Source organism: Microbulbifer thermotolerans, assembly GCF_900112305.1.
GTDB classification, from domain to species: domain Bacteria; phylum Pseudomonadota; class Gammaproteobacteria; order Pseudomonadales; family Cellvibrionaceae; genus Microbulbifer; species Microbulbifer thermotolerans.
The window spans coordinates 72842-93104 of sequence record NZ_FOKT01000002.1; the positions used below are offsets into that span (position 1 = coordinate 72842).

Below are 20263 nucleotides of genomic sequence, written 5' to 3' on the forward strand. Positions count from 1 at the left end.
GATAATCAGAAATAACTCAGAGCAGTGGGGGGTTAGTTTGGAATCCTTTAATCAATTCCTGTTAGCGCTGGATGGAGTACTCGGTTCGGCGCCCTGGTTCCCTTGGGTGCTGCTGGGTGTCGGCCTCTTCTTTACAATCTATCTTGGCTTTCCCCAGATCCGCTATTTCGGGCATGCAGTAAAAATTGTACAGGGGAAGTACGACAAACCCGGTGACCCCGGCGATACCTCTCACTTCCAGGCCCTTTCTACCGCGCTTTCCGGCACAGTAGGCACTGGCAATATCGGCGGTGTGGGATTGGCGATATTTCTCGGTGGTCCGGCAGCGCTCTTCTGGATGTGGGTCACGGCCTTCCTCGGGATGACGACCAAGTTTGTGGAAGTAACCCTCTCCCACAAGTACCGGATCAAGGCGGCCGACGGCTACTACGCCGGTGGGCCTATGTTCTTCATGGAGCGCCGCCTGAACATGAAGTGGCTGGCAGTGCTCTTTGCGATCGCCACTGTGATTTGTTCCTTTGGTACTGGCAGTTTGCCCCAGGTGAACAATATTGCCCAGGCGATGCACGATACCTTTGGTCTGAACAAGGCGCTCACCGGCGGCATTTTGGCAATTCTGTTGGGTATGGTCATCATCGGTGGCATCAGCCGCATCGCCAAGGTGACTTCTACGATAGTACCGGTCATGGCTGTGCTGTATGTTATCGGTGCTCTGGCGGTGATTATCTATAACTATCAGAATATTATTCCCTCATTCCTCGCAGTGTTTGAGGGGGCTTTCACCGGTAGTGCCGCTACTGGTGGCTTCCTCGGTGCCACTTTTGCGTACGCCTTTAACCGTGGGGTAAATCGGGGTCTCTTCTCCAACGAAGCCGGGCAGGGCTCTGCGCCCATCGCGCACGCTGCGGCCCGTGCCGATGAACCGGTTTCCGAGGGAATGGTGTCCCTGCTGGAGCCCTTTATCGACACCATTGTGATTTGCACTCTCACGGGCCTGGTGATTTTGTCGTCCGGTGTCTGGACGGAAAAACACATGAACAAATTTGAGCGTGCCGATATGGTGGCCGTTGCCGGTACTTATACCGACAGCAATCCAGAGGACGTTGAAAAGTTGTTCAAGTTCCTGAGCGGCGGTGAGAGTGACGTACAACCCTATAGCGGATCTGTCGTGGTGGCAGACGGCCTTGCACTAAATGAAAAAGAGTTCACTTTGATTCACGCCCGTTCGGTAGCGGAGGATGTCGAATTCCGGGTGGGGGAAGATAACTTCAGCGGTGTATTGACGGTGGTGGATGGCAGATTTGCCAATCCGGATGTGGATGTCTGGGGTAAGTCCTTGGTGCATTCGGTCGCTCTGACAAACATCGCTTTCCAGCGCGGCTTCTTCGGCGATTATGGCAGCCTTATTGTAACTTTGGGGATTCTGCTGTTTGCTTTCTCCACGGCTATTGCCTGGTCGTACTACGGTGACCGTTCGATGATCTATCTCTTTGGTCCCCGAGCAGTGATGCCGTACCGACTGGTCTATGTAGTGGCTTTTTTCTGGGCCGCGATAGAGGACACCACGGTTATCTGGAATCTGTCGGCGGTTGCCATTGTGATTATGACCTTGCCGAACCTGTTCGGTATCTCGGTGCTGGCGAAAGAAATGAAAGATACGGTCAAAGAATATTGGCGGGATCCCAGTCATAAATAGAGAGCGGTAGGGCTGGATGTCTCGGGATCGGTCGTAAATGCATAGAGGCATTAAGCCCCATACAAGAATGCTTTTAACACAGGCCCCGCTGAGCGGGGCTTTTTATTGCTTGTTGCCTGTGTTTGTTTGAAAACCGTGCTTCTGCACGAATGGAGCTGCCGCGTCTATGCGGGCGCTATACGTTCAGCAGTAGGTATTCCCGTTCCCAGGAGCTGATGACCCGATTGAATTCCTCATATTCGTCGCGCTTGATGGCACTCCATGCCCGCACGAATTTTTCCCCGAACATATCCGCGGCTTCTTCGCAGTCGGCGAGCAGGCTCAGTGCATGTTCCTGGGTGCGGGGCAGGGTGATGGGTTCCACGGAGCAATCGCCTTGATAAGGTGCACTGGGTTTTATTTTGTTGATCATGCCCAGGTAGCCGCAGGCTAGTGAGGCAGCCAGTGCCAGATAGGGATTGCAATCGGCCCCCGGGAACCTGTTTTCCAGGCGTTTTGCGTGGGGTGGGCTGTCGGGCACTCGCAGCCCCGTGGTGCGGTTGTCGTATCCCCAGTGGAGGCTGGTGGGGGCCGCCATCTCCGGGGTAAAACGTCGGTACGAGTTAACGTTTGGGGCAAAAAAGCTGATAAAGCCGGGGGTGTATTTCTGCATGCCACCGATAAAGTGCATAAACATATCGTTTTCTTTGCCATTTTCGTCGACAAATAGATTCTTGCCGGTTTCCGCGTCGACGATACTTTGGTGGATATGCAACGCACTGCCTGGCTCGTCTTCCATTGGTTTTGCCATGAATGTCGCGTAGATGCCGTGGCGTAGGGCTGTCTCGCGTACGGTGCGTTTGAAGGTAAATACCTGGTCAGCGAGATTGAGTGGATCACCGTGCAAGAAGTTGATTTCCATTTGCGCGGTGCCAGATTCGTGGATCAGTGTGTCCACGTCCAGCCCCTGGGCCTCGGAGAAATCGTACATATCCTCGATGATTGGTTCGTATTCGTTGGCGGCGTCAATACTGTAGGACTGCCGGGTTTTCTCCGTGCGCCCGGAGCGTCCCACCGGGGCGGACAGCTTTTCGTCAGGGTCCAGATTGCGTTTGACCAGGTAAAACTCCACCTCCGGGGCCACAATGGGCCTCCAGCCCATCGACTCGTACTTCTCCAGCACAAATTTGAGGATGTTGCGTGTGCTGATCGGGTGAGGTTTGCCATCCCGGGTGTAGCAATCGTGGATAATTTGCGCTGTGGGCTCATTGGCCCAAGGGTTTAAACGCACGGAATTGGGGTCGGGTACCAGCAACATATCAGTGTCGGCGGGGTCGACCAGTTCGTTGTGCTCGTCCACATAGTCGCCGGTAACGGTTTGTACGAGAATACTTTCCGGCAGGCGACTGTCCTCAGTCAGAAATTTGTCCGTCGGGGTGAATTTTCCCCGGGCGTTACCAGACATGTCGGGCACAAGACATTCCACTTCAGAGATGTTGTGATCTGCCAGCCACTTAGTGATCTTGTCCATTTTGCACCTTGATCAAAGTGATCTACTTCTAAGGAACCTCTGAGGAATCCGCATGAGCGCTGAGGTTGCCTCCGGGCGCTGGGCAGCGGGGGATGCGCGGGGATTGCCAGATCGCTCCGCCGAATGTGTTCCTGCGCTCGACGGTTGCGAAATGCGGCCCCATTAGCCGAACCTGGCGTCCGGACTCGGAACATCATTAGCATTGGGAGCGGATTAATCCGGACTTCCCCAGTATACGCCCGGATACTCAGTAACAGCACCAGTAGCTGCCGGTGAATCCGCCGACAACCTGGGGCTGTTTTGATTATGACAATAAACCGAATTATTATTCAATATATTATGAATTTTAGTCCGATTTTGCTTCCGGCTGATATTTGAGTGCGATCTGGAGTGAAACATATGACCGCCGCAGTTACCCCTGGCGCAGTGAACAAGCTTTTCGGCCATATCGATTCCTACTATGCGTCGAGTGCAAATCCTGCGCCGCTCCACCCGCCCTTGGATACGGTAGTCGATGCGGATGTATGCGTGATTGGCGCAGGCTATACCGGACTCTCATCTGCGCTGCATTTGGCGGAGCGTGGATACAGTGTGGTGGTTTTGGAGGCTGAGCGGATCGCGTGGGGGGCTTCAGGTCGCAACGGCGGGCATGTCGGGGTAGGGCAACGTCGCGCCCAGGGGGATCTGGAAAAGATGCTCGGACTGGATACCGCAAAATTATTGTGGGACATGAGCGTTGAGGCGGTGCGGCTGGTTGAGTCACTGATTAATAAGCACGGGATAAAATGCGATCTGAAGCGCGGGATTATGCACCTAGCGGCAAAGCGCAGTCACAACGAAGATTTGCGAGCGGAGGCCGAGCTGCTGCGGGAGCGCTACGGATACGAGCAAATCCGCTATGCGGAAGAAGATGAGGTGCGCGGCCTGGTGGGCTCCGAACGTTATTTTGGTGGACAGCTGGATAGCGGCTCTTTGCATCTCCACCCGCTAAATTACGCGCTCGGGCTGGCTGATGCAGCTGCTGCTGCCGGGGTGCGCTTTTTCGAGCACAGCCGGGTGAAGGGGTATCGCACCGGAAGTCCCTGTATCGTAGAGACGGCGAGAGGCCAGGTGAAAGCGCGCAATCTAGTGTTGGCTTGCAATGGCTACTTGGGAAACCTGGAACCGCGTATGGCCGGCAGGATAATGCCCATCAACAACTTTGTTCTGGCCACGGAACCGCTACCGGAAAACTTGGCGAGGGAGTTGATTGCCAATGATTATGCATTGCAGGATACCCTTTTTGTGATCGACTATTGGAAGCTATCCGCAGACAACCGGCTGATATTCGGTGGTGGCGAAAACTATACCTCGAGATTCCCCCAGGACATTCGCGGCTTTGTGCGCAAATATATGCTGCGGGTGTACCCCCAGTTGGCAGACACGCGTATCGACTACGGTTGGGGAGGGACGCTGGCGATTACATTGAACCGCATGCCCCATTTGGGGCGGCTGGAACCCAATGTCTATTACAGTCAGGGCTATTCCGGTCACGGCGTGCCCACCGCGACCTTTGCCGGCAAGTTGATCGCCGAGGTGATTTCAGGCACTGAGGAGCGTTTTGATATATTGTCGCGCATTCCGACCCCTGCTTTTCCGGGCGGTACCCTGTTGCGCTGGCCGGGATTGGTGGCGGGGATGCTCTACTACAGTCTGAGGGACAAGCTGTGGGGCTGACAGCGCTTTCGTTAAGCGCTCCACAGCGCTATGACTGAATTGGATCTTGAGCCATTGCTCGGCTTATGGGATAAGACACTTACCTGTTCACGCCTGGGCTAAAGTCTTCAGCAGCATCGAACGCACAGCCCTGAATAAAAATAGTACGGGGACAACCATGCCTGAATTAACGAAAGCTTTGCACACCAAAAGACAGACACTGGCAGTGGTAATAGGCGCGGCGCTTATTGTCAGTGCTGGAGCTTCGGCGGGGGAAATCGAGGAGGTGACGGTGACTGCGCAAATGCGGACCGAGTCTCTCAAGGATGTCCCCATGGCGGTGAGCGCCTTTTCCGGCGACACGGTGAAAAACAGCAATCTGAGCGATTTCAAAGATCTTTTCGCGCTAACCCCAGGGGTTTCCGGGGAAACCAACGATTCTTTTTTCGACGCTGTGTCTGTGCGTGGTGTCAACAACAACAGCTTCGGTAGCGGTAGTGACCCGGCCTTGGGAGTATTCCTTGATGGCGTTTATCAGAGTCGCACCGGTGCCACGCCGAGTATGTACGACCTGGAGCGGGTGGAAGTGATCAAGGGACCACAGGGTACTCTATTCGGCCGTAACACTGCTTCCGGTGCCATTTCCATGGTATCCCGCAAGCCTGGAGATCGACTTGCCGGTGAGATCTCCGTGGGCGCCGGCCAGTTCGGGCGCGAAGAGATGGAAGGCGCTTTGGATATCCCTTTAAGTGAGAACTTGGCGGTGCGTCTTGCGGGTATGCATCGGCAGGAAGACGGTTATATCGAGAATCTGGCTGGCGGTCCGGATCTCGGTGCCAGCGAAACGGATGCCATGCGCATAACCGCTGTCTACAGCGGTTTGCGGAATACCACCATCACTCTAATGGCTCAGTATGAAGATCGCGCTGGCGATGGCACCATTTACCGGGCATTGGATACCAATGCTGACTACGATCAGGTGTACAACGACACCCGTGGCAAGGATGAGTCCGAGATCGGCGACCTAATCCTGACGGTGGAGCACGAACTGACCGGTGGCGCCACCCTGAGTGCCATCACCGGTTACAAGACGCACAATTTCAGCTATGTCGAGGACTTCGACGGTACCGCCAGCCCAATCGATGTGTATACGCGTGATCAATCCGGCGATTTTTTCAGTCAGGAGTTCCGCCTTGCCTCGAACAACAGCGGCATCTTCAACTATGTTGTCGGTGCCTCTTATTATCAGGAGGACCTGAAAGCCTTTTTTACCGGCGTCGATCACGAGGACTTTATTTGTGACGGCATCTATGCCGATGAGTGGGAGGAGGGCCTCGATACTTTCGACACCTGCGCCTCGCTGCCTCAGGAAGCCTTGGATGAATTCTTTGGCCTTGAGGGTGACCCCTGGGAATATGCTCCGGACATGCTATCCGTTGAAGCTGCGGATACCGTCGGAGATTATTCCGGCTGGGGGGTGTTTGCCAACACCACCTTCGACTTCACCGATGCCACCAGTCTCGGCCTCGGTGCCCGCTATACCAGGGATAAAAAGTCCTATAGTGTCGACTCGCCCTGGCCGGACACCTGGACCGGGGGGTGGAACTATCAGTCGATGTACACTGATGGCCCCATTACCGGTTCCAGCACTTGGAGCAATGTCTCCGGTCGCGCAACGCTCACCCACCACTTCGACAGCGCCGTCACGGGGTATGCCAGTGTTGCTACTGGTTACAAATCCGGCGGTTTCGACTATCTGTCATACCGGATTACGGACCCCGCCTATGGCAGTGATGAAGATAGCCAATATGCCTGGCTGGAAGAGCAGGGTTACGAAGTCAATGCGGATAACGCAGAACCGAGCCGTTTCGATGAAGAAAAGGTTCTGTCCTATGAGCTTGGACTGAAGGCGCGCCTGCTCGACAACCGCCTGGCTGTAAACGCCGCGGCCTTCCAGTACACCTATGACGACCTGCAGCAAGCCTTTTTCATTGGTGCCGCCGCCGTGACCCGCAATGTAGGCGAGTCCACTGGTCAGGGGGTTGAGCTGGATGCCCGCTGGCTGATCACCGACGACCTGGATCTTTATCTGGGATTGGCTTGGCTGGACACAGAGTTCAGTGGCGCTCCGGAAGCTCTCTGTGAGGACTGCGATGGCAATGAAATGGCATTTGCGCCTCGTTTTTCCGCAGCGGCTGTGCTGACATACAGCCAGCAAACGAGCTTGGGCGAAATCGCCTATTCTGCGGAATACACCTTTACCGGTGAGCAGTGGTCCGACCTGGAAAACACCGAGGCTGTGAGGCTGGACAGCCGCAATGTCATCAATCTGCGCGCGGCACTGACATCCGCGGACGACAGCTGGACCGCAGGTATCTACGCGGAAAACCTGTTTGACGAAGAGTATTATCACTGGGGTTACGCAGAGGCACTGTACAACCTGCCGGCAACCAAGACAGACCCCTCCCGTGGCCGACTGCTGGGGGTAAATCTGGACTATCGCTTCTGATTGTCACCCGCTCGCACGATCGGGCAAAAACCGGTGCTCTGCGCCGGTTTTTGCATTTCGGCCGACAGTTCATCAATTGGGGTGGATATTGCAAATCCATTGGATCCGGGATGCGGACGGTCGTTACTCGCCTGTTTTTTACGATCCGTCCCGTTGCCCATCTGTCTCTGACGTTATCCCGGCGCCCTGGATGGATTAAGCCGGGGGGGCTTCAGTGGTAAACTTGCGCCAATTCAAACCGAGGTACATGCCTTGTCTAACGCCGAGCGGAAAAAACGCAAGAGCCAACTCAGTCCGCGCCGTGAGCCGGTACAAGCCCGCGCACGGGCGCGGGCAAAGCAGATTCTCGACACCACAGGGCGCCTGCTGGAAGAGGTGGGGCTCAACGATCTGACCACCATTCTGATCGCCAAGGAACTGGGCGTGTCAGTGGGGTCCGTCTATCACTATTTCCCGAACAAGCACGCGATTCTCTATGCGATGGGGGAGCAGTGGCTGGCGAGTATGACTGCGGTATTGGAAGAGCTGGCCGGGCAGGAGCTGGAACAAATGCCGCTGGAAAGCTTTATCTCTGAGCTGCTGGAGCGACTGCTGAGGGTATATCAGGAGCAGCGTGGTCTGCTGCCACTGGTGCAAGCCATGTGGGGGATTCCCGAGCTGCACGAATTGGACGAGCGCCACGATGAGCTGATCATCACACATTTGATCGCCATGTACAGGCGCCTGGGCTTCGTATGCCCGCCTAACGAAATGAACCGCTTGGCCCGCGCCACCCTGGAAACCTGTCACGCATTGCTTCTTGTCATCGTAAATCAGACGGGTTTGCGCTCTCAGCGCACCCGGGAGGACCTACAGCGGATGTTGCTGACGATGTTGGAGTCCCACCGGGGAGAGGGTCGCCCGGGTGGACTTGATGACGTGGAGGCACCCTGATGGCCGGACGTTCGGACAAACTGGTCATTGCCATATCTTCGCGCGCCCTGTTTAACCTCGAAGACAGCCACCGGGTATTCGAAGAGCAGGGTCTTGAGGCGTTCTCCGCCTATCAAATAGAGCGTGAAAACGATGTTCTGGAAAAGGGGGAAGCCTTCCACCTAGTGGAAAAATTTTTGCAGATTAATCACCTCTTAGAGGGTGAACCGCAGGTGGAAGTGATTCTTTTGTCTCGCAACAGCGCCGACACGGGGCTGCGGGTATTCAATTCCATCGAGCATTATGGCCTGGATATTACCCGCGCCGCTTTCTGCAACGGGGAAAGCCCCTACCGCTATATCGCGCCTTTCGGTTGCCATTTGTTCCTGTCCAGCGACGGCCGCGATGTGCGCCAGGCACTGGAGCAGGGAGTGGCCGCAGCTACCCTGATTGCCGGCGGTGCCCGCGAGCATCGCGATGATATTTTGCGTTTTGCCTTCGACGGTGACGCGGTAATTTTTTCCGACGAGGCAGAGAAAATTTTCAAGCGTGATGGTTTGGCTGCTTTTGCGGCCGCCGAGCGAGCCTCGGCGCAGAAACCATTGGGCGGAGGCCCTTTTAAAGGTTTTCTCGAGGCGCTACAGCGCTTGCAGAGCCAATTCAGCGCCGACACTTGTCCGATCCGCACGGCCCTGGTCACTGCGCGCTCGGCGCCGGCACACGAACGGGTGATCCGCACCTTGCGCGCATGGAATGTCCGCATTGATGAGTCGATATTTCTAGGTGGGTTGCCCAAGGGGGAATTTCTGCGCGCATTTGGTGCCGATGTTTTTTTCGACGATCAGCCCAGCCACTGTGTCTCCGCCGCCGAGCATGTAGCTACAGGCCATGTGCCCCACGGGGTGGCCAACGAGGTAGATTGACTTCCAGAGGGGCTCCTGGTTGTTTGGCGGCCGCCTAGCAGAGTTCCACAGCGCGATAGATGGCTTTATCAACAAATTTCTGTTTTACGCCTACGGGGACAACGCCCTGACAGTTTGTGTCGGGCGTTTCACGGGGATTGATACCTCTTTCCATTGGCTAGCTGGCGGATTCACTGCTATTCTTTTCCCGCATAAATTAAGATGGTTTTTATAACTGCCAGGGACCGCGGCCCTGTCGCCGCGGCGACCGCAGGCTAGGGAGCAGGGAGAATCTATGAAGCTGCAGCAGTTGCGCTATATCTGGGAAGTGGCTCACCACGACCTCAATGTTTCTGCGACAGCACAGAGCCTATATACCTCACAACCGGGCATCAGTAAGCAGATTCGCCTGTTGGAGGATGAACTCGGTGTGGAAATTTTTGCCCGCAGTGGCAAGCACCTGACCAGGATCACGCCCGCAGGCGAGGCTATCCTCAAGACTGCCGGCGAGATCATGAGCAAGGTTGAAAACATCAAGCAGGTTGCGCAGGAATTCAGCAACGATAAAAAGGGCAGTTTGTCCATCGCCACCACGCATACCCAGGCCCGCTACGCTCTGCCACCAGTCATTAAATCGTTTATCGCCCATTACCCTGAAGTGTCTCTACATATGCATCAGGGTACGCCAATGCAGATCTCGGAGATGGCTGCCGACGGAACCGCGGACTTCGCCATTGCCACCGAGGCGCTCGAACTTTTTAGCGACTTGGTGATGATGCCGGTCTACCGTTGGAATCGCTGCATATTAGTTCCTAAAGACCACCCATTGTGCCAGGTGGATAAGCTGACCCTGGAAGAGGTGGCCAAGCATCCGATAGTAACCTACGTTTTCGGTTTCACAGGCCGCTCCAAGTTGGATGAGGCGTTTATGGAAAAGGGGTTGTCGCCTAAGGTGGTTTTTACCGCCGCGGATGCAGACGTGATTAAGACTTATGTGCGCTTAGGGTTGGGTATTGGCATTGTCGCCGATATGGCAGTGGATGAGGCGGATGAGGACCTCGTGGCTCTGGATGCCAGTGCACTGTTTGAGTCCAGTGTGACGAAAATCGGATTCCGCAAAGGAATTTTTCTGCGTGGCTTTATGTATGACTTTATTCAGCGGTTCGCTCCGCACTTAAACCGGGAGCTGGTGGATAAAGCCGCTCACGCGGCGTCCAGAGCGGAAGTGGACGAGCTTTTCGCCAAGCTGGAATTGCCCGTGTACTGACAGTGCTCGTTCAGCAGCTGGCAAAAACAAACAATGCGGCTTGGGCCGCATTTTTTGTCTTCGAGGCACTTATCACATTACCCGCACATGAGTGGGGCGTAGTGCACAAGAGATGTTAACTCGCCAGTTTTGATTCTTCGGCTTTTTTCTGCAGTACGTCTTTGACGAGCTTGAAATAAACCGTGTAGATCTGCGGTTCCCGGCCTTCTTCCTCCACCACAAAGAAGGGCGCGCGCTCTACGTTGTATTTCCGAGCCAGCTGTAACCCTGGGCTCTGCTCGTCGCGCATGTCGGCGATCAGGGTTTGATCGATAAAGCGCAGCTGGTCGTTTTCCTCCAGCTTCTGCTGTACATCGCGGCATTTGGCGCAGGGGGAGCCGTCGGCGAGTATCTTCTTGACCAGCGTTATCTTCACTACAAATCCCTACCTTTGCTTCGGCGCTGGACCCATCTGGATCAGCGAAGCCTCGGAAGATAACAGAGCGCTTAATAACTTTGAAATATCAATAGTGGATAGTTTTATAACCAAGATCCCTAAGGTCCGACACTGGCCCTGGGGGCGAAGTACCGATTGCAGACGCTGGGGATCAGTCCAACTGTTCGAGTGTCTCCAGCATCAGCCGAATTTTGGCGAGACATTCCAGGTGCTCCTCGGCAGGATCTGAATCGGCAACAATACCACCGCCAGCACCACAGGAAATGCGGCCACCACTGGCGGAGAAGGTCCGGATAGCGATATTGGTGTCGGCACGGCCGCAGCAGCTGATATAGCCGACACTGCCGCAGTAGGCACCCCGAGGGCTCAGCTCCAGTTCGCGGATGATCTGCATGGCGCGGCGTTTGGGGGCGCCGGTGATGGAACCGCCGGGGAAGCAGGCGCCAAGCAACTCTGCAAAGCTGTGGTCTTGTGGCAATTCTCCGGTAATTGTGCTCACCAGGTGGTGTACATTGGCAAAGCTCGCCAACCGGAACAGTTCCGGAACCCGCACGCTGCCTGGGGTGCAGAGTTTGCCCAGATCGTTGCGCAACAGGTCTACGATCATCAGGTTTTCAGCCTTATCCTTGGCACTCTTCAATAGCGTGATTTTTCTGCGCCCATCTTCCGCAGGATCGGCACTGCGCTCGGCGGTGCCTTTGATCGGTTCGGTTTGCAGATTGCCGCCATCAGCGCGGATAAAGCGCTCCGGCGACAGGCTCAACAGGCTACCTTCCGGTAGGGACAGATACGCAGAAAATGGGCCCGCGGCGCATTCGCGCAGGGCCAGGTATGCGGTGAAAAGGTCCCCCTCATAGGCGGCGGAAAAGCGCTGGGTAAAGTTGGCCTGGTAGATATCGCCGGCGGCGATGTAGTTGAGAATTTTGGCGATCCTGGCCTGGTACTCACTGGGGCTCAGTTCATGTTCAAAGGCAGATAGAAGCCGGAACTTTTCCCGATATGGCGCAATTCGCCAGTGCACGGCGGCAAAGCGGGCCTGTAGGTCGTCGATCTGGACCTGAGTGCTGGCGGGGTGAAAAACTAAGTGGCTGGCCTCCAGTTTGTGATCGACAATCAACGCCCAGCTGTAAAGGCCGAAAAAGCCTGCCGGCAGGCCCGTTTGGCGGGTGTCTAGGGGGAGATAGTTGCCGCCCATTCCAAGCTCGTATCCGGCATAGCCGATGACGCCGCCACAGAACGGCAGTTGTGCGTCCATGTCCTGGGGGCAAAGCTCGCACAGCAGGTCGTCCAGCTGTACAAAAGGGTCTTTACTGTCCGCTGGCAGTTTTAGGGTCTGAATGGGATCGGCGCTGATGATGTCGTAGCGACCGCCGCTTGCCAGCGGCCGCCCGCTGTCAAGCCAAACGGGGGCCGGCAGATCGGCGACAGCCTGAAAGGCGGCGGCGGTGTTTGTGGAGTAGGGTAGAGAGACGATACGCATAGTTGGTAGTGACGACCACGGGATTGGCGCGAAATTGCCCAATCTGCAAGAGGCGGCTACTTTACCCGATTCGCCGCTCAATGCCAGCCTGGGACATCAGACGCGTGGCCAGTTCCTCCACAGACAGTTGGGTGGCGTCGAGATAAGGCACCTGTGCCCTCCGCAGCATTTGTTCCACCTGTCTCACTTCAAACTCACATTGTTCTAGTGAAGCGTAGCGGCTGTTGGCGCGGCGTTCCTGGCGGATCTGCATCAAGCGTTCGGGATCTATGGTCAGGCCGAAGAGCTTGTGGCGGTATGGGCGCAGGATTTTGGGCAGTGCGGTGGAGTCCATATCCTCTTCTGTGATTGGATAGTTGGCCGCGCGCAGCCCAAACTGTAATGCCAGATAGATACAAGTTGGGGTTTTACCGGAGCGGGAGACGCCCACGAGAATGACATCCGCGCGCTCAAACTCCCGCACCCGGCGGCCATCGTCGTTGTCCATCGCGAAATGTACCGCATCAATGCGCTCACTATAGCGACGGTCGTTATCGATGCCATGGGAGATATTGACCGACTGTGCGGGATCGCTGCCGAACAGATTTGCCAGCGGTGTAAGGTAGCTTTCAAAGACATCCAGCATCAGTGCTGAACTGCGGTGCAACCGCTCTCGTATGCGATCGGAGACGATGCTGGAGATAACGATCGGCTGCAGTCCCGACTCCTGCGCTGCCTTTTCGATACGGGTCAATACCTGCTCCACTTTTTCAGGGGAGTCAACATATGGCAGGGTAACCTGTTCCACCTGCTGATCGCGAAACTGCGCCAGCAGGCTGTGACCAATGGCCTCCACGGTGAGGCCCGTACCGTCGGAAATAAAGAATGCTGTGCGCTTGTTTTTTGCCATTGAAGCAACCGAAAGATTTCACTTCGCGCAGTGTAGCGGGTTTTGTCTCTCCGGTCTCGTTGTGTTTTGTAGAAAATTTACAACATTTTTGGCGCTTTTTATGGGCTATTTTTTACAAGCCTCATCCTTATAATCGGCGCCTAAATTCCTGTTGCAGAGGGCCTTCACTTGACGAATTTCACCATTGATTTCGCGCATTTGGGCATGGGAGATGTCGACAAGGTCGGCGGAAAGAACGCGTCGCTTGGCGAAATGATCTCCGAATTGTCCGGCGCCGGGGTCAGCGTACCCGGCGGTTTTGCCACCACGGCTGAGGCCTTCCGCACGTTTCTCGTGCACGAAAATCTGGAACAGCGCATCGCTGAACGTCTGCAGGCGTTGAATGTGGAAGATGTGGCTGCGCTGGCAGAGGCTGGGGAAGAGATTCGTGGCTGGATATTAAACACACCTTTCCCCTCACAGTTGGAGCGGGAAATCCGTGAAGGCTATGAAGCGCTGGGGGGAGGGGAGACACCGGTGGCGGTGCGCTCCTCGGCTACAGCGGAGGATTTACCCGATGCCTCATTTGCCGGCCAGCAGGAAACCTTCCTAAATATCCGCGGAATCGACGCTGTGCTGCAAGCGGTGAAAGAAGTCTTCGCTTCTTTGTACAACGACCGCGCCATTGCTTACCGCGTACACACTGGCTATGCGCATGCCGGCGTTGCTTTATCCGCGGGTATACAGCATATGGTTCGCAGTGAAACTGGCGCTTCTGGCGTGATGTTTACCCTGGACACCGAGAGCGGTTTTCGCGATGTGATTTTCATTACCGCGGCCTTTGGCCTCGGTGAAACGGTGGTGCAGGGCGCCGTTAACCCGGACGAGTTCTACCTGTACAAACCCGCCCTGGATGCCGGCCGCCCGGCGATATTGCGTCGCAACCGGGGCAGCAAGGCCATCAAAATGGTCTATGAGCAAGGTGGGGATTGCGGCCGCTCGGTAAAAACCGTGCCAGTCCCGGAAGAGGACCGCCTCCGTTTCGCCCTTAACGATGAAGAACTGACTCAGCTTGCACTGCAGGCGCGCAAGATAGAGCAACATTACGGCCGCCCGATGGATATTGAGTGGGCCAAAGACGGAGAAACCGGCGAGCTGTTTATCGTCCAGGCGCGTCCGGAAACTGTCCGCTCCCGCGATGCGGGCACCAGTATTGAGCGCTACCACCTGCGGGAGCGGGGAGAAGTATTGTGCGAAGGGCGCGCCATTGGCCAGCGCATCGGAGCCGGCAAAGTACGTGTGCTGGAGTCGGCTGATGATATGGCCGCTATGCAGGAAGGCGAGGTGTTGGTCACGGATATGACAGACCCGGACTGGGAACCGGTACTGAAGAAAGCCAGTGCAATTGTGACCAATCGTGGAGGACGCACCTGTCACGCAGCCATCATTGCCCGGGAGCTGGGTATTCCCGCGGTGGTGGGCTGTGGCGACGCGACTGACACGCTGACCACTGGCACTCCGGTCACTGTCTCCTGTGCGGAAGGGGACACCGGTTTTGTGATGGCCGGGGAACTGAACTTCGAGCGGGAAGAGACTGAAGTCAGTGATATGCCCGACCTGCCGTTCAAAATCATGCTGAACGTCGGCAACCCGGATCGCGCTTTCGCTTTCAGCCATCTTCCGAACCAGGGCGTCGGTCTGGCGCGGTTGGAGTTTATTCTCAACCGCATGATCGGTATCCACCCCAAGGCACTTTTGGAGCTGGACAGCCTGCCAGAGGAATTGCAGGGGAAAATCCGCGAGCGTATCGGTGGCTATGCCTCTCCGGAAGATTTTGTTGTGGAGAAGTTGGTGGAGGGAATTGCCACCCTAGCCGCGGCCTTCGCGCCGAATCGCGTCATTGTGCGCCTTTCGGACTTCAAGTCCAATGAATACGCACACCTGTTGGGTGGTCAGCTGTATGAGCCCAGCGAGGAGAATCCGATGCTCGGCTTCCGCGGCGCGGCCCGCTACCGGTCGGCGGATTTCCGTCCTTGCTTTGCACTGGAGTGCCGCGCACTGAAAAAAGTGCGCGATGAAATGGGTTTGACGAATGTAGAAATCATGGTCCCCTTCGTGCGCACACCGGAAGAGGCTGCGGAAGTGATCGATTTGCTGGCTGAGAATGGCCTGGTGCGCGGCGAAGGCGGTTTGAAGATTATTATGATGTGCGAACTGCCCTCCAACGCGCTCCTCGCGGAGGAATTTCTGCAGTACTTCGATGGTTTTTCCATCGGCTCCAATGATCTGACCCAGTTGACGCTGGGCTTGGATAGGGATTCCGGTTTGGTGGCAGACTTGTTTGACGAGCGCAATCCCGCCGTCAAAGTACTGCTGTCCCGAGCCATACAGGCGTGCAAAAAAGCCGGCAAGTACGTGGGTATATGCGGTCAGGGCCCTTCGGATCACAAGGATTTCGCCCGCTGGCTGATGGAGGAGGGAATAGATAGTGTTTCCCTGAATCCCGATACGGCCGTTGATACTTGGCTATTTTTGGCTAACCAGAAAGGTTGACGTTGTATAAAAAGCGGCCCATTAGGGCCGCTTTTTTGTGTGGCCCATAAGAAACGTCGATATGAATTCACATTTTATTGCCGGGCGTTGTTGATTTCGGCAATTTCTGACGAATTTCCCTCCGGATGGTAAAGCCTCTTTAATCCCAAATGAGAAGCGCGGGCAATTGGATAGAAATCGTATGTAATTTCCGCGTTTGCGCGGATTAATCAGTGGTTTCTTAGACTTTAGTTGCCGTACTTGACACACATTCGGCAACGATTTCCTCTATATTGTATTGTCGATTTGCGAACTACACCTTATGTTCAAGTCGCCTCTCAATATCGCCGTTTCTGCAGAGAATATTTCAATCTAAGCAACGCTGCTCCCCTCAATAAAATCGAATCAGTGTCAAGGTCGGATATCACTGCGAAAGCGGCCCTGCACTTTTCCTGTAAATGCATTGCCCCGTCAGAGAAACATTGGCGGGATTACATCGCTGTCGGACGGACTGCTGTATCGGCCGGCAATTTCAGTGAGTGGAGAGCGTTGTTGAGGTGAGTTATGCACTCGAGAAGCGAAAAAAGAATACCGCTGTGGTATGCCTCTGTGGCATTTTTTCTGCTGTTGCTACTGGGAGCGGATGAAGCGCTGGCCAAGCCCCGTGGAGTCAACTGGTTTGATGACAAGGCAGCGGCCTCAGCACCCGGTCCAGTCTCTGTCACAATAAACCTCACGGAACAGCGTGCCTACCTCTACAAAGGCAGCCGACTGATAGCTGTATCCAAGGTGTCATCCGGAAAACCGGGCTATAGCACCCGTCCGGGAAACTTTCGCGTACTGTCCAAGCATCCCTATCACCGTTCATCTGTTTACGGCAGTTATGTCGACCGGCGGACCGGGCGAGTGGTCAGGGCGAACGTCAATACACGCAAGCACCGTAGACCTCCGGGCACCTATTACCGCGGGGCGCAAATGAACAACTATATCCGTTTTAACGGTGGTATCGGTCTACACGCGTCGAACAATGTGCCGAATTATCCGGCATCTCATGGCTGTGTACGTATGCCGCCACATATGGCGCAGAAGTTTTTCCAGTATGTCCGCGTTGGGACACCGGTAAAAGTCACCCGCTGAGAGGATTATCCACCGGGCTGATGGCCGGTATAAGTGCTGCGCAGATGTTTCGGGGCAGGGAAGCCGCTATGATCCACGGACACGGGTTAGGCGGATTTAAGGGGGAGCCAGGATGATTTCCACTCCAGATCTTTGCGATGCGCACCCGGAGCTGGTCCGGGTCGTGGAGCCTATGTTTTACAACTACGGTGGCCGCGAGCGCTTCGGGGGACAGATCGTTACCATCAAATGTTTTGAGGACAACTCACTGGTGCGGGAAATGGTGGGCGAAGCAGGGCGCGGCAAGGTGTTGGTAGTGGATGCCGGCGGGTCCATGCGCCGTGCGTGCCTCGGAGATATGCTCGCGGAAAAAGCCTGCAATAACGGTTGGGAGGGTATCATTATGTACGGCTGTATCCGCGACGTGGATGAAATTGGCAAGCTGAACCTGGGGGTTCAGGCGCTGGGTACCCACCCGATGAAAACTGAAAAGAAAGGGATTGGCGACAAGAATCTGGATGTGACCTTTGGCGGTGTCACCTTTCGTCCCGGTGAATACCTGTACGCGGATAACAATGGCGTTATTGTTTCATCTCAAGCCCTGATCTGACCTAGGGGACCTCTGATTAATTCGCGTGAACACAATGGTAGTCTGCGGGGCGCTCAGGCAATAGGACGGACATTTCGAAAACGCACGAGTGCTTCCCTGTAGCTTCGCCGGATACCTCCTTGTATCCGACGGTTTCGAAATGTTCGTCCTATCACCTGAGCTTCACATCCGCCCCCGAAGAACCTTTGCCACAAGGAAATGAATTAATCAGAGATTCCCTAGGGCGGCCCGTCTCGGTAGCCTGCTGCTGGTGCGTAATCCGCGCTTTCTCCGCCGGTTGATTGGAGCGCTGATCAACTTTTCTACGCCCACAGGCTGGCGCCGGTCCGTATTTTCTCACCTATCATTGTGTGCTGATGCCCCTTTTGGAGGCCGGGGCCTCTGCGTATTCACATGAGTACTCTGGTTGACTCAGGGGGGGGATTTCCCCCTGAATTTAGCGCCCCGCGCTAACTGCTATGGAAGGTGACAATGAGCGATCTGCGAAAAAAATGGATTACCCGTCCGCTGCTCAAGCTGATTAAACGAGTGCTACCTCCCATTTCTGAAACCGAGCGGGAGGCAATGGAGGCGGGGGAAGTCTGGTGGGATGCCCAGTTGCTGTCTGGGAAGCCGGACTGGGAGCAGCTTCTCGGTATGGGTCCTCCCGAGCTGAGTGAGGAGGAACAAGCTTTTCTGGACGGTCCGGTGGAAGCGCTTTGCCGCATGCTGGACGACTGGCAGATCTCCTTCGAGGACCGCTGTATACCGGCGGAGATTTGGGATTTCCTCAAGCGGGAGAAGTTTTTCGGCATCATCATTCCCAAAAGCTATGGCGGTCTGGGCTTTTCACCGAGTGCACACGCAGAGATCGTCACCAAGATTTCCACCCGTAGCACTTGTGTTGGCGTCACCGTAATGGTGCCCAACTCCTTAGGGCCGGGCGAGCTGTTGATCGCTCATGGAACCGAAGCGCAGAAAAACTATTATCTACCCCGTCTCGCCGATGGTCGAGAGATTCCGTGCTTCGGTCTCACCAGTCCCGAGGCGGGTTCCGACGCCGCGTCCATGGTCGATAGTGGAGTAGTCTGCTACGGCGAGTACAAAGGCCAAAAAACCCTGGGGATGCGCGTGAACTGGCACAAACGCTATATCACGCTGGGCCCTGTGGCGACGATTCTCGGACTCGCCTTCAAACTGTATGATCCGGACCATATTCTCGGCGACAAGGAAGCGCTGGGTATTACCGTAGCGCTGGTGCCTACGGATACCGAAGGTGTCACCATCGGTCAGCGACACCTGCCGGCCATGCAGGCTTTCCAGAATGGCCCCAACTGGGGCAAAGATGTGTTCGTGCCCATGGAGTGGGTGATCGGGGGACGGGAGAACGTCGGCCGCGGCTGGCATATGCTGATGAAGGCGCTAGCTGCGGGGCGCGGTATCTCCCTGCCGTCATTGTCTACCGGCGGGGCAAAAATGGCCGCGCGCACTACTGGCGCTTATGCGCGTATCCGCGAACAGTTTGGTATTCCCATTGGCAAGTTTGAGGGGGTGCAGCGGCGATTGGCGGAAATTGCCGGCATTGCCTATGTACTCGACAGCGCCCACAAGACCACCACACGGGCCCTCGATGAGGGACTGAAACCCGCAGTGGTGTCGGCGATTATGAAGGCCCACGCCACCCAGGGATTGCGCCAGTCGATTAACGACGCCATGGATATTCACGCAGGCAAGGCAATAATGGACGGTCCGCTCAACTATATCGGCAATGTCTATCGGGCGGTGCCGGTGGCCATCACCGTCGAAGGGGCCAATATTCTCACCCGCAGCTTGATGATTTTCGGCCAGGGCGCTATCCGTTGTCATCCCTATCTGTTCGAGGAAATGCTGGCGGCGGAAAATCCGGATAGCGAGGCCGGGGTTGAAGTTTTGGACCGCTTGCTGCCCAAACACTTCTGGTTTCAGGTGAAAACCTTCGCTCGCGCAGTGCTGCACGGCTGGACAGTGGGACTCTTCGCCACCAGTCCCAAGGGGGTGGGCAAGGCGGCAAAATACTACCGTCAGTTGAACCGCTACTCTGCGGTGCTGACTTTGGTCACCGAATTTTCACTGATGTCTTTGGGCGGTGAATTGAAACGCAAGGAACTGATTTCCGCACGCCTCGGCGATGTGCTCAGCGAACTTTATCTACTCAGCTGCACCCTGAAACGCTTTAAGGATGATGGCAGCCCCAGGGCGGATAGGCCCTTATTGGAATTTGCCATGCGAGCCGGTCTGCACCGGATAGAAGAGCGCCTTCTGGAAGTGTTTCAAAACTTTCCGCACCGCTTCCTCGGCCAGCTGATGCATTTTCTCACTATGCCCTGGGGGCACAGCATTAATCCGGCTTCAGACCGTCAGGCCCGAGCCTGTGCGGAGCTATTGATGGCTCCATCGGAAACGCGGGATCGCTTGACTAAAGGGGTTTTTCTCGGAAACCCCGGCGATGGCGTTGACTTGGTCGAGCAGGCTTTTATCAAAGTCTGTGCTACTCAATCGATCAGGGACAAGCTGAAAAAAGGTGGGATCCGAACACTGAACCACGCTGCAATAGATGAGGGGATACAAAAAGCGTTGATCAGTGAAGAGGAGGCGGAGCAGCTGAGGGAAACGGCGGATGCTGTCAATCTCGCCATCCAGGTGGATCATTTTGACAAGCTGGGGTCGGAATCCGCTGCCCATTAGTCTTAACCGTCGGTGATGCTGCCGTAA

The 20263-nt window shown here is 55.7% G+C and carries 14 protein-coding genes; 10 read left to right on the forward strand and 4 right to left on the reverse strand.

Going from position 1 to position 20263, the window contains the following annotated elements; genetic code table 11:
- Nucleotides 1–37: 37 nt before the first annotated feature.
- Entirely contained in the window at nucleotides 38–1696 is a 1659-nt protein-coding gene (locus BM155_RS02890) for an alanine/glycine:cation symporter family protein (protein ID WP_067153199.1), read from the forward strand.
- 175 nt (nucleotides 1697–1871) lie between these two features.
- Here the strand turns inward: BM155_RS02890 and BM155_RS02895 are convergent, their stop codons facing one another.
- Nucleotides 1872–3206, reverse strand: coding sequence for a glutamine synthetase family protein (locus BM155_RS02895; protein ID WP_067153200.1), 1335 nt, complete (start codon nucleotides 3204–3206; stop codon nucleotides 1872–1874).
- Between the two features lie 399 nt (nucleotides 3207–3605).
- Here BM155_RS02895 and BM155_RS02900 point away from each other — a divergent pair, with 399 nt between their 5' ends.
- From BM155_RS02900 to cysB, 5 genes are all read left to right on the forward strand, one after another.
- Complete coding sequence (locus tag BM155_RS02900; protein WP_074901014.1) at nucleotides 3606–4922, forward strand: NAD(P)/FAD-dependent oxidoreductase; 1317 nt, start codon at nucleotides 3606–3608, stop codon at nucleotides 4920–4922.
- Between the two features lie 157 nt (nucleotides 4923–5079).
- Nucleotides 5080–7410: a TonB-dependent receptor gene (locus BM155_RS02905; protein ID WP_074901016.1), complete on the forward strand. Its 2331-nt coding sequence runs from the start codon at nucleotides 5080–5082 to the stop codon at nucleotides 7408–7410.
- 252 nt (nucleotides 7411–7662) lie between these two features.
- Complete coding sequence (locus BM155_RS02910; protein WP_067153206.1) at nucleotides 7663–8343, forward strand: TetR/AcrR family transcriptional regulator; 681 nt, start codon at nucleotides 7663–7665, stop codon at nucleotides 8341–8343.
- Nucleotides 8343–9245: a 5'-nucleotidase gene (locus BM155_RS02915; protein ID WP_067153208.1), complete on the forward strand. Its 903-nt coding sequence runs from the start codon at nucleotides 8343–8345 to the stop codon at nucleotides 9243–9245. The genes BM155_RS02910 and BM155_RS02915 overlap by 1 nt, the downstream gene beginning before the upstream one ends.
- 274 nt (nucleotides 9246–9519) lie before the next feature.
- Nucleotides 9520–10491: an HTH-type transcriptional regulator CysB gene (gene cysB, locus BM155_RS02920; RefSeq protein ID WP_067153210.1), complete on the forward strand. Its 972-nt coding sequence runs from the start codon at nucleotides 9520–9522 to the stop codon at nucleotides 10489–10491.
- 115 nt (nucleotides 10492–10606) lie between these two features.
- On the opposite strand, the gene BM155_RS02925 is transcribed toward cysB, so the two are convergent.
- From BM155_RS02925 to ppsR, 3 genes are all read right to left on the reverse strand, one after another.
- Nucleotides 10607–10906 carry a hypothetical protein gene (locus BM155_RS02925; protein ID WP_067153212.1) on the reverse strand — a complete coding sequence of 100 codons (300 nt, stop codon included), beginning with the start codon at nucleotides 10904–10906 and terminating at the stop codon, nucleotides 10607–10609.
- A 172-nt stretch (nucleotides 10907–11078) separates the two neighbouring features.
- Entirely contained in the window at nucleotides 11079–12407 is a 1329-nt protein-coding gene (gene pabB, locus BM155_RS02930; RefSeq protein ID WP_067153214.1) for an aminodeoxychorismate synthase component I, read from the reverse strand.
- Nucleotides 12408–12468: 61 nt separating this feature from the next.
- Nucleotides 12469–13296: a posphoenolpyruvate synthetase regulatory kinase/phosphorylase PpsR gene (gene ppsR / locus BM155_RS02935; protein ID WP_067153216.1), complete on the reverse strand. Its 828-nt coding sequence runs from the start codon at nucleotides 13294–13296 to the stop codon at nucleotides 12469–12471.
- A gap of 168 nt (nucleotides 13297–13464) precedes the next feature.
- On the opposite strand from ppsR, the gene ppsA reads away from it, so the two are divergent.
- The 4 genes from ppsA (at nucleotide 13465) to BM155_RS02955 (ending at nucleotide 20236) form a co-directional block, all read left to right on the forward strand.
- On the forward strand, nucleotides 13465–15828 hold the full coding sequence (gene ppsA, locus BM155_RS02940) for a phosphoenolpyruvate synthase (RefSeq protein ID WP_074901019.1): 2364 nt from the start codon (nucleotides 13465–13467) through the stop codon (nucleotides 15826–15828).
- Between the two features lie 588 nt (nucleotides 15829–16416).
- Nucleotides 16417–16944, forward strand: coding sequence for a L,D-transpeptidase family protein (locus BM155_RS02945; RefSeq protein WP_067153218.1), 528 nt, complete (start codon nucleotides 16417–16419; stop codon nucleotides 16942–16944).
- A gap of 112 nt (nucleotides 16945–17056) precedes the next feature.
- On the forward strand, nucleotides 17057–17533 hold the full coding sequence (gene rraA, locus BM155_RS02950; protein WP_067153220.1) for a ribonuclease E activity regulator RraA: 477 nt from the start codon (nucleotides 17057–17059) through the stop codon (nucleotides 17531–17533).
- 471 nt (nucleotides 17534–18004) lie between these two features.
- Nucleotides 18005–20236 (forward strand): acyl-CoA dehydrogenase, encoded by a 2232-nt coding sequence (locus BM155_RS02955; RefSeq protein ID WP_067153221.1) that lies wholly within the window; start codon nucleotides 18005–18007, stop codon nucleotides 20234–20236.
- The last annotated feature ends 27 nt before the right edge of the window (nucleotides 20237–20263 follow it).

Excerpts from the sequence above, each read along its gene's own strand:
- BM155_RS02955 (WP_067153221.1), top strand. The coding sequence starts at position 18,005 with ATGAGCGATCTGCGAAAAAAATGGATTACCCGTCCGCTGCTCAAGCTG.
- rraA (WP_067153220.1), top strand. The coding sequence starts at position 17,057 with ATGATTTCCACTCCAGATCTTTGCGATGCGCACCCGGAGCTGGTCCGG.
- BM155_RS02905 (WP_074901016.1), top strand. The coding sequence starts at position 5,080 with ATGCCTGAATTAACGAAAGCTTTGCACACCAAAAGACAGACACTGGCA.
- BM155_RS02895 (WP_067153200.1), bottom strand. The coding sequence starts at position 3,206 with ATGGACAAGATCACTAAGTGGCTGGCAGATCACAACATCTCTGAAGTG.
- ppsR (WP_067153216.1), bottom strand. The coding sequence starts at position 13,296 with ATGGCAAAAAACAAGCGCACAGCATTCTTTATTTCCGACGGTACGGGC.
- BM155_RS02900 (WP_074901014.1), top strand. The coding sequence starts at position 3,606 with ATGACCGCCGCAGTTACCCCTGGCGCAGTGAACAAGCTTTTCGGCCAT.
- cysB (WP_067153210.1), top strand. The coding sequence starts at position 9,520 with ATGAAGCTGCAGCAGTTGCGCTATATCTGGGAAGTGGCTCACCACGAC.
- BM155_RS02915 (WP_067153208.1), top strand. The coding sequence starts at position 8,343 with ATGGCCGGACGTTCGGACAAACTGGTCATTGCCATATCTTCGCGCGCC.
- pabB (WP_067153214.1), bottom strand. The coding sequence starts at position 12,407 with ATGCGTATCGTCTCTCTACCCTACTCCACAAACACCGCCGCCGCCTTT.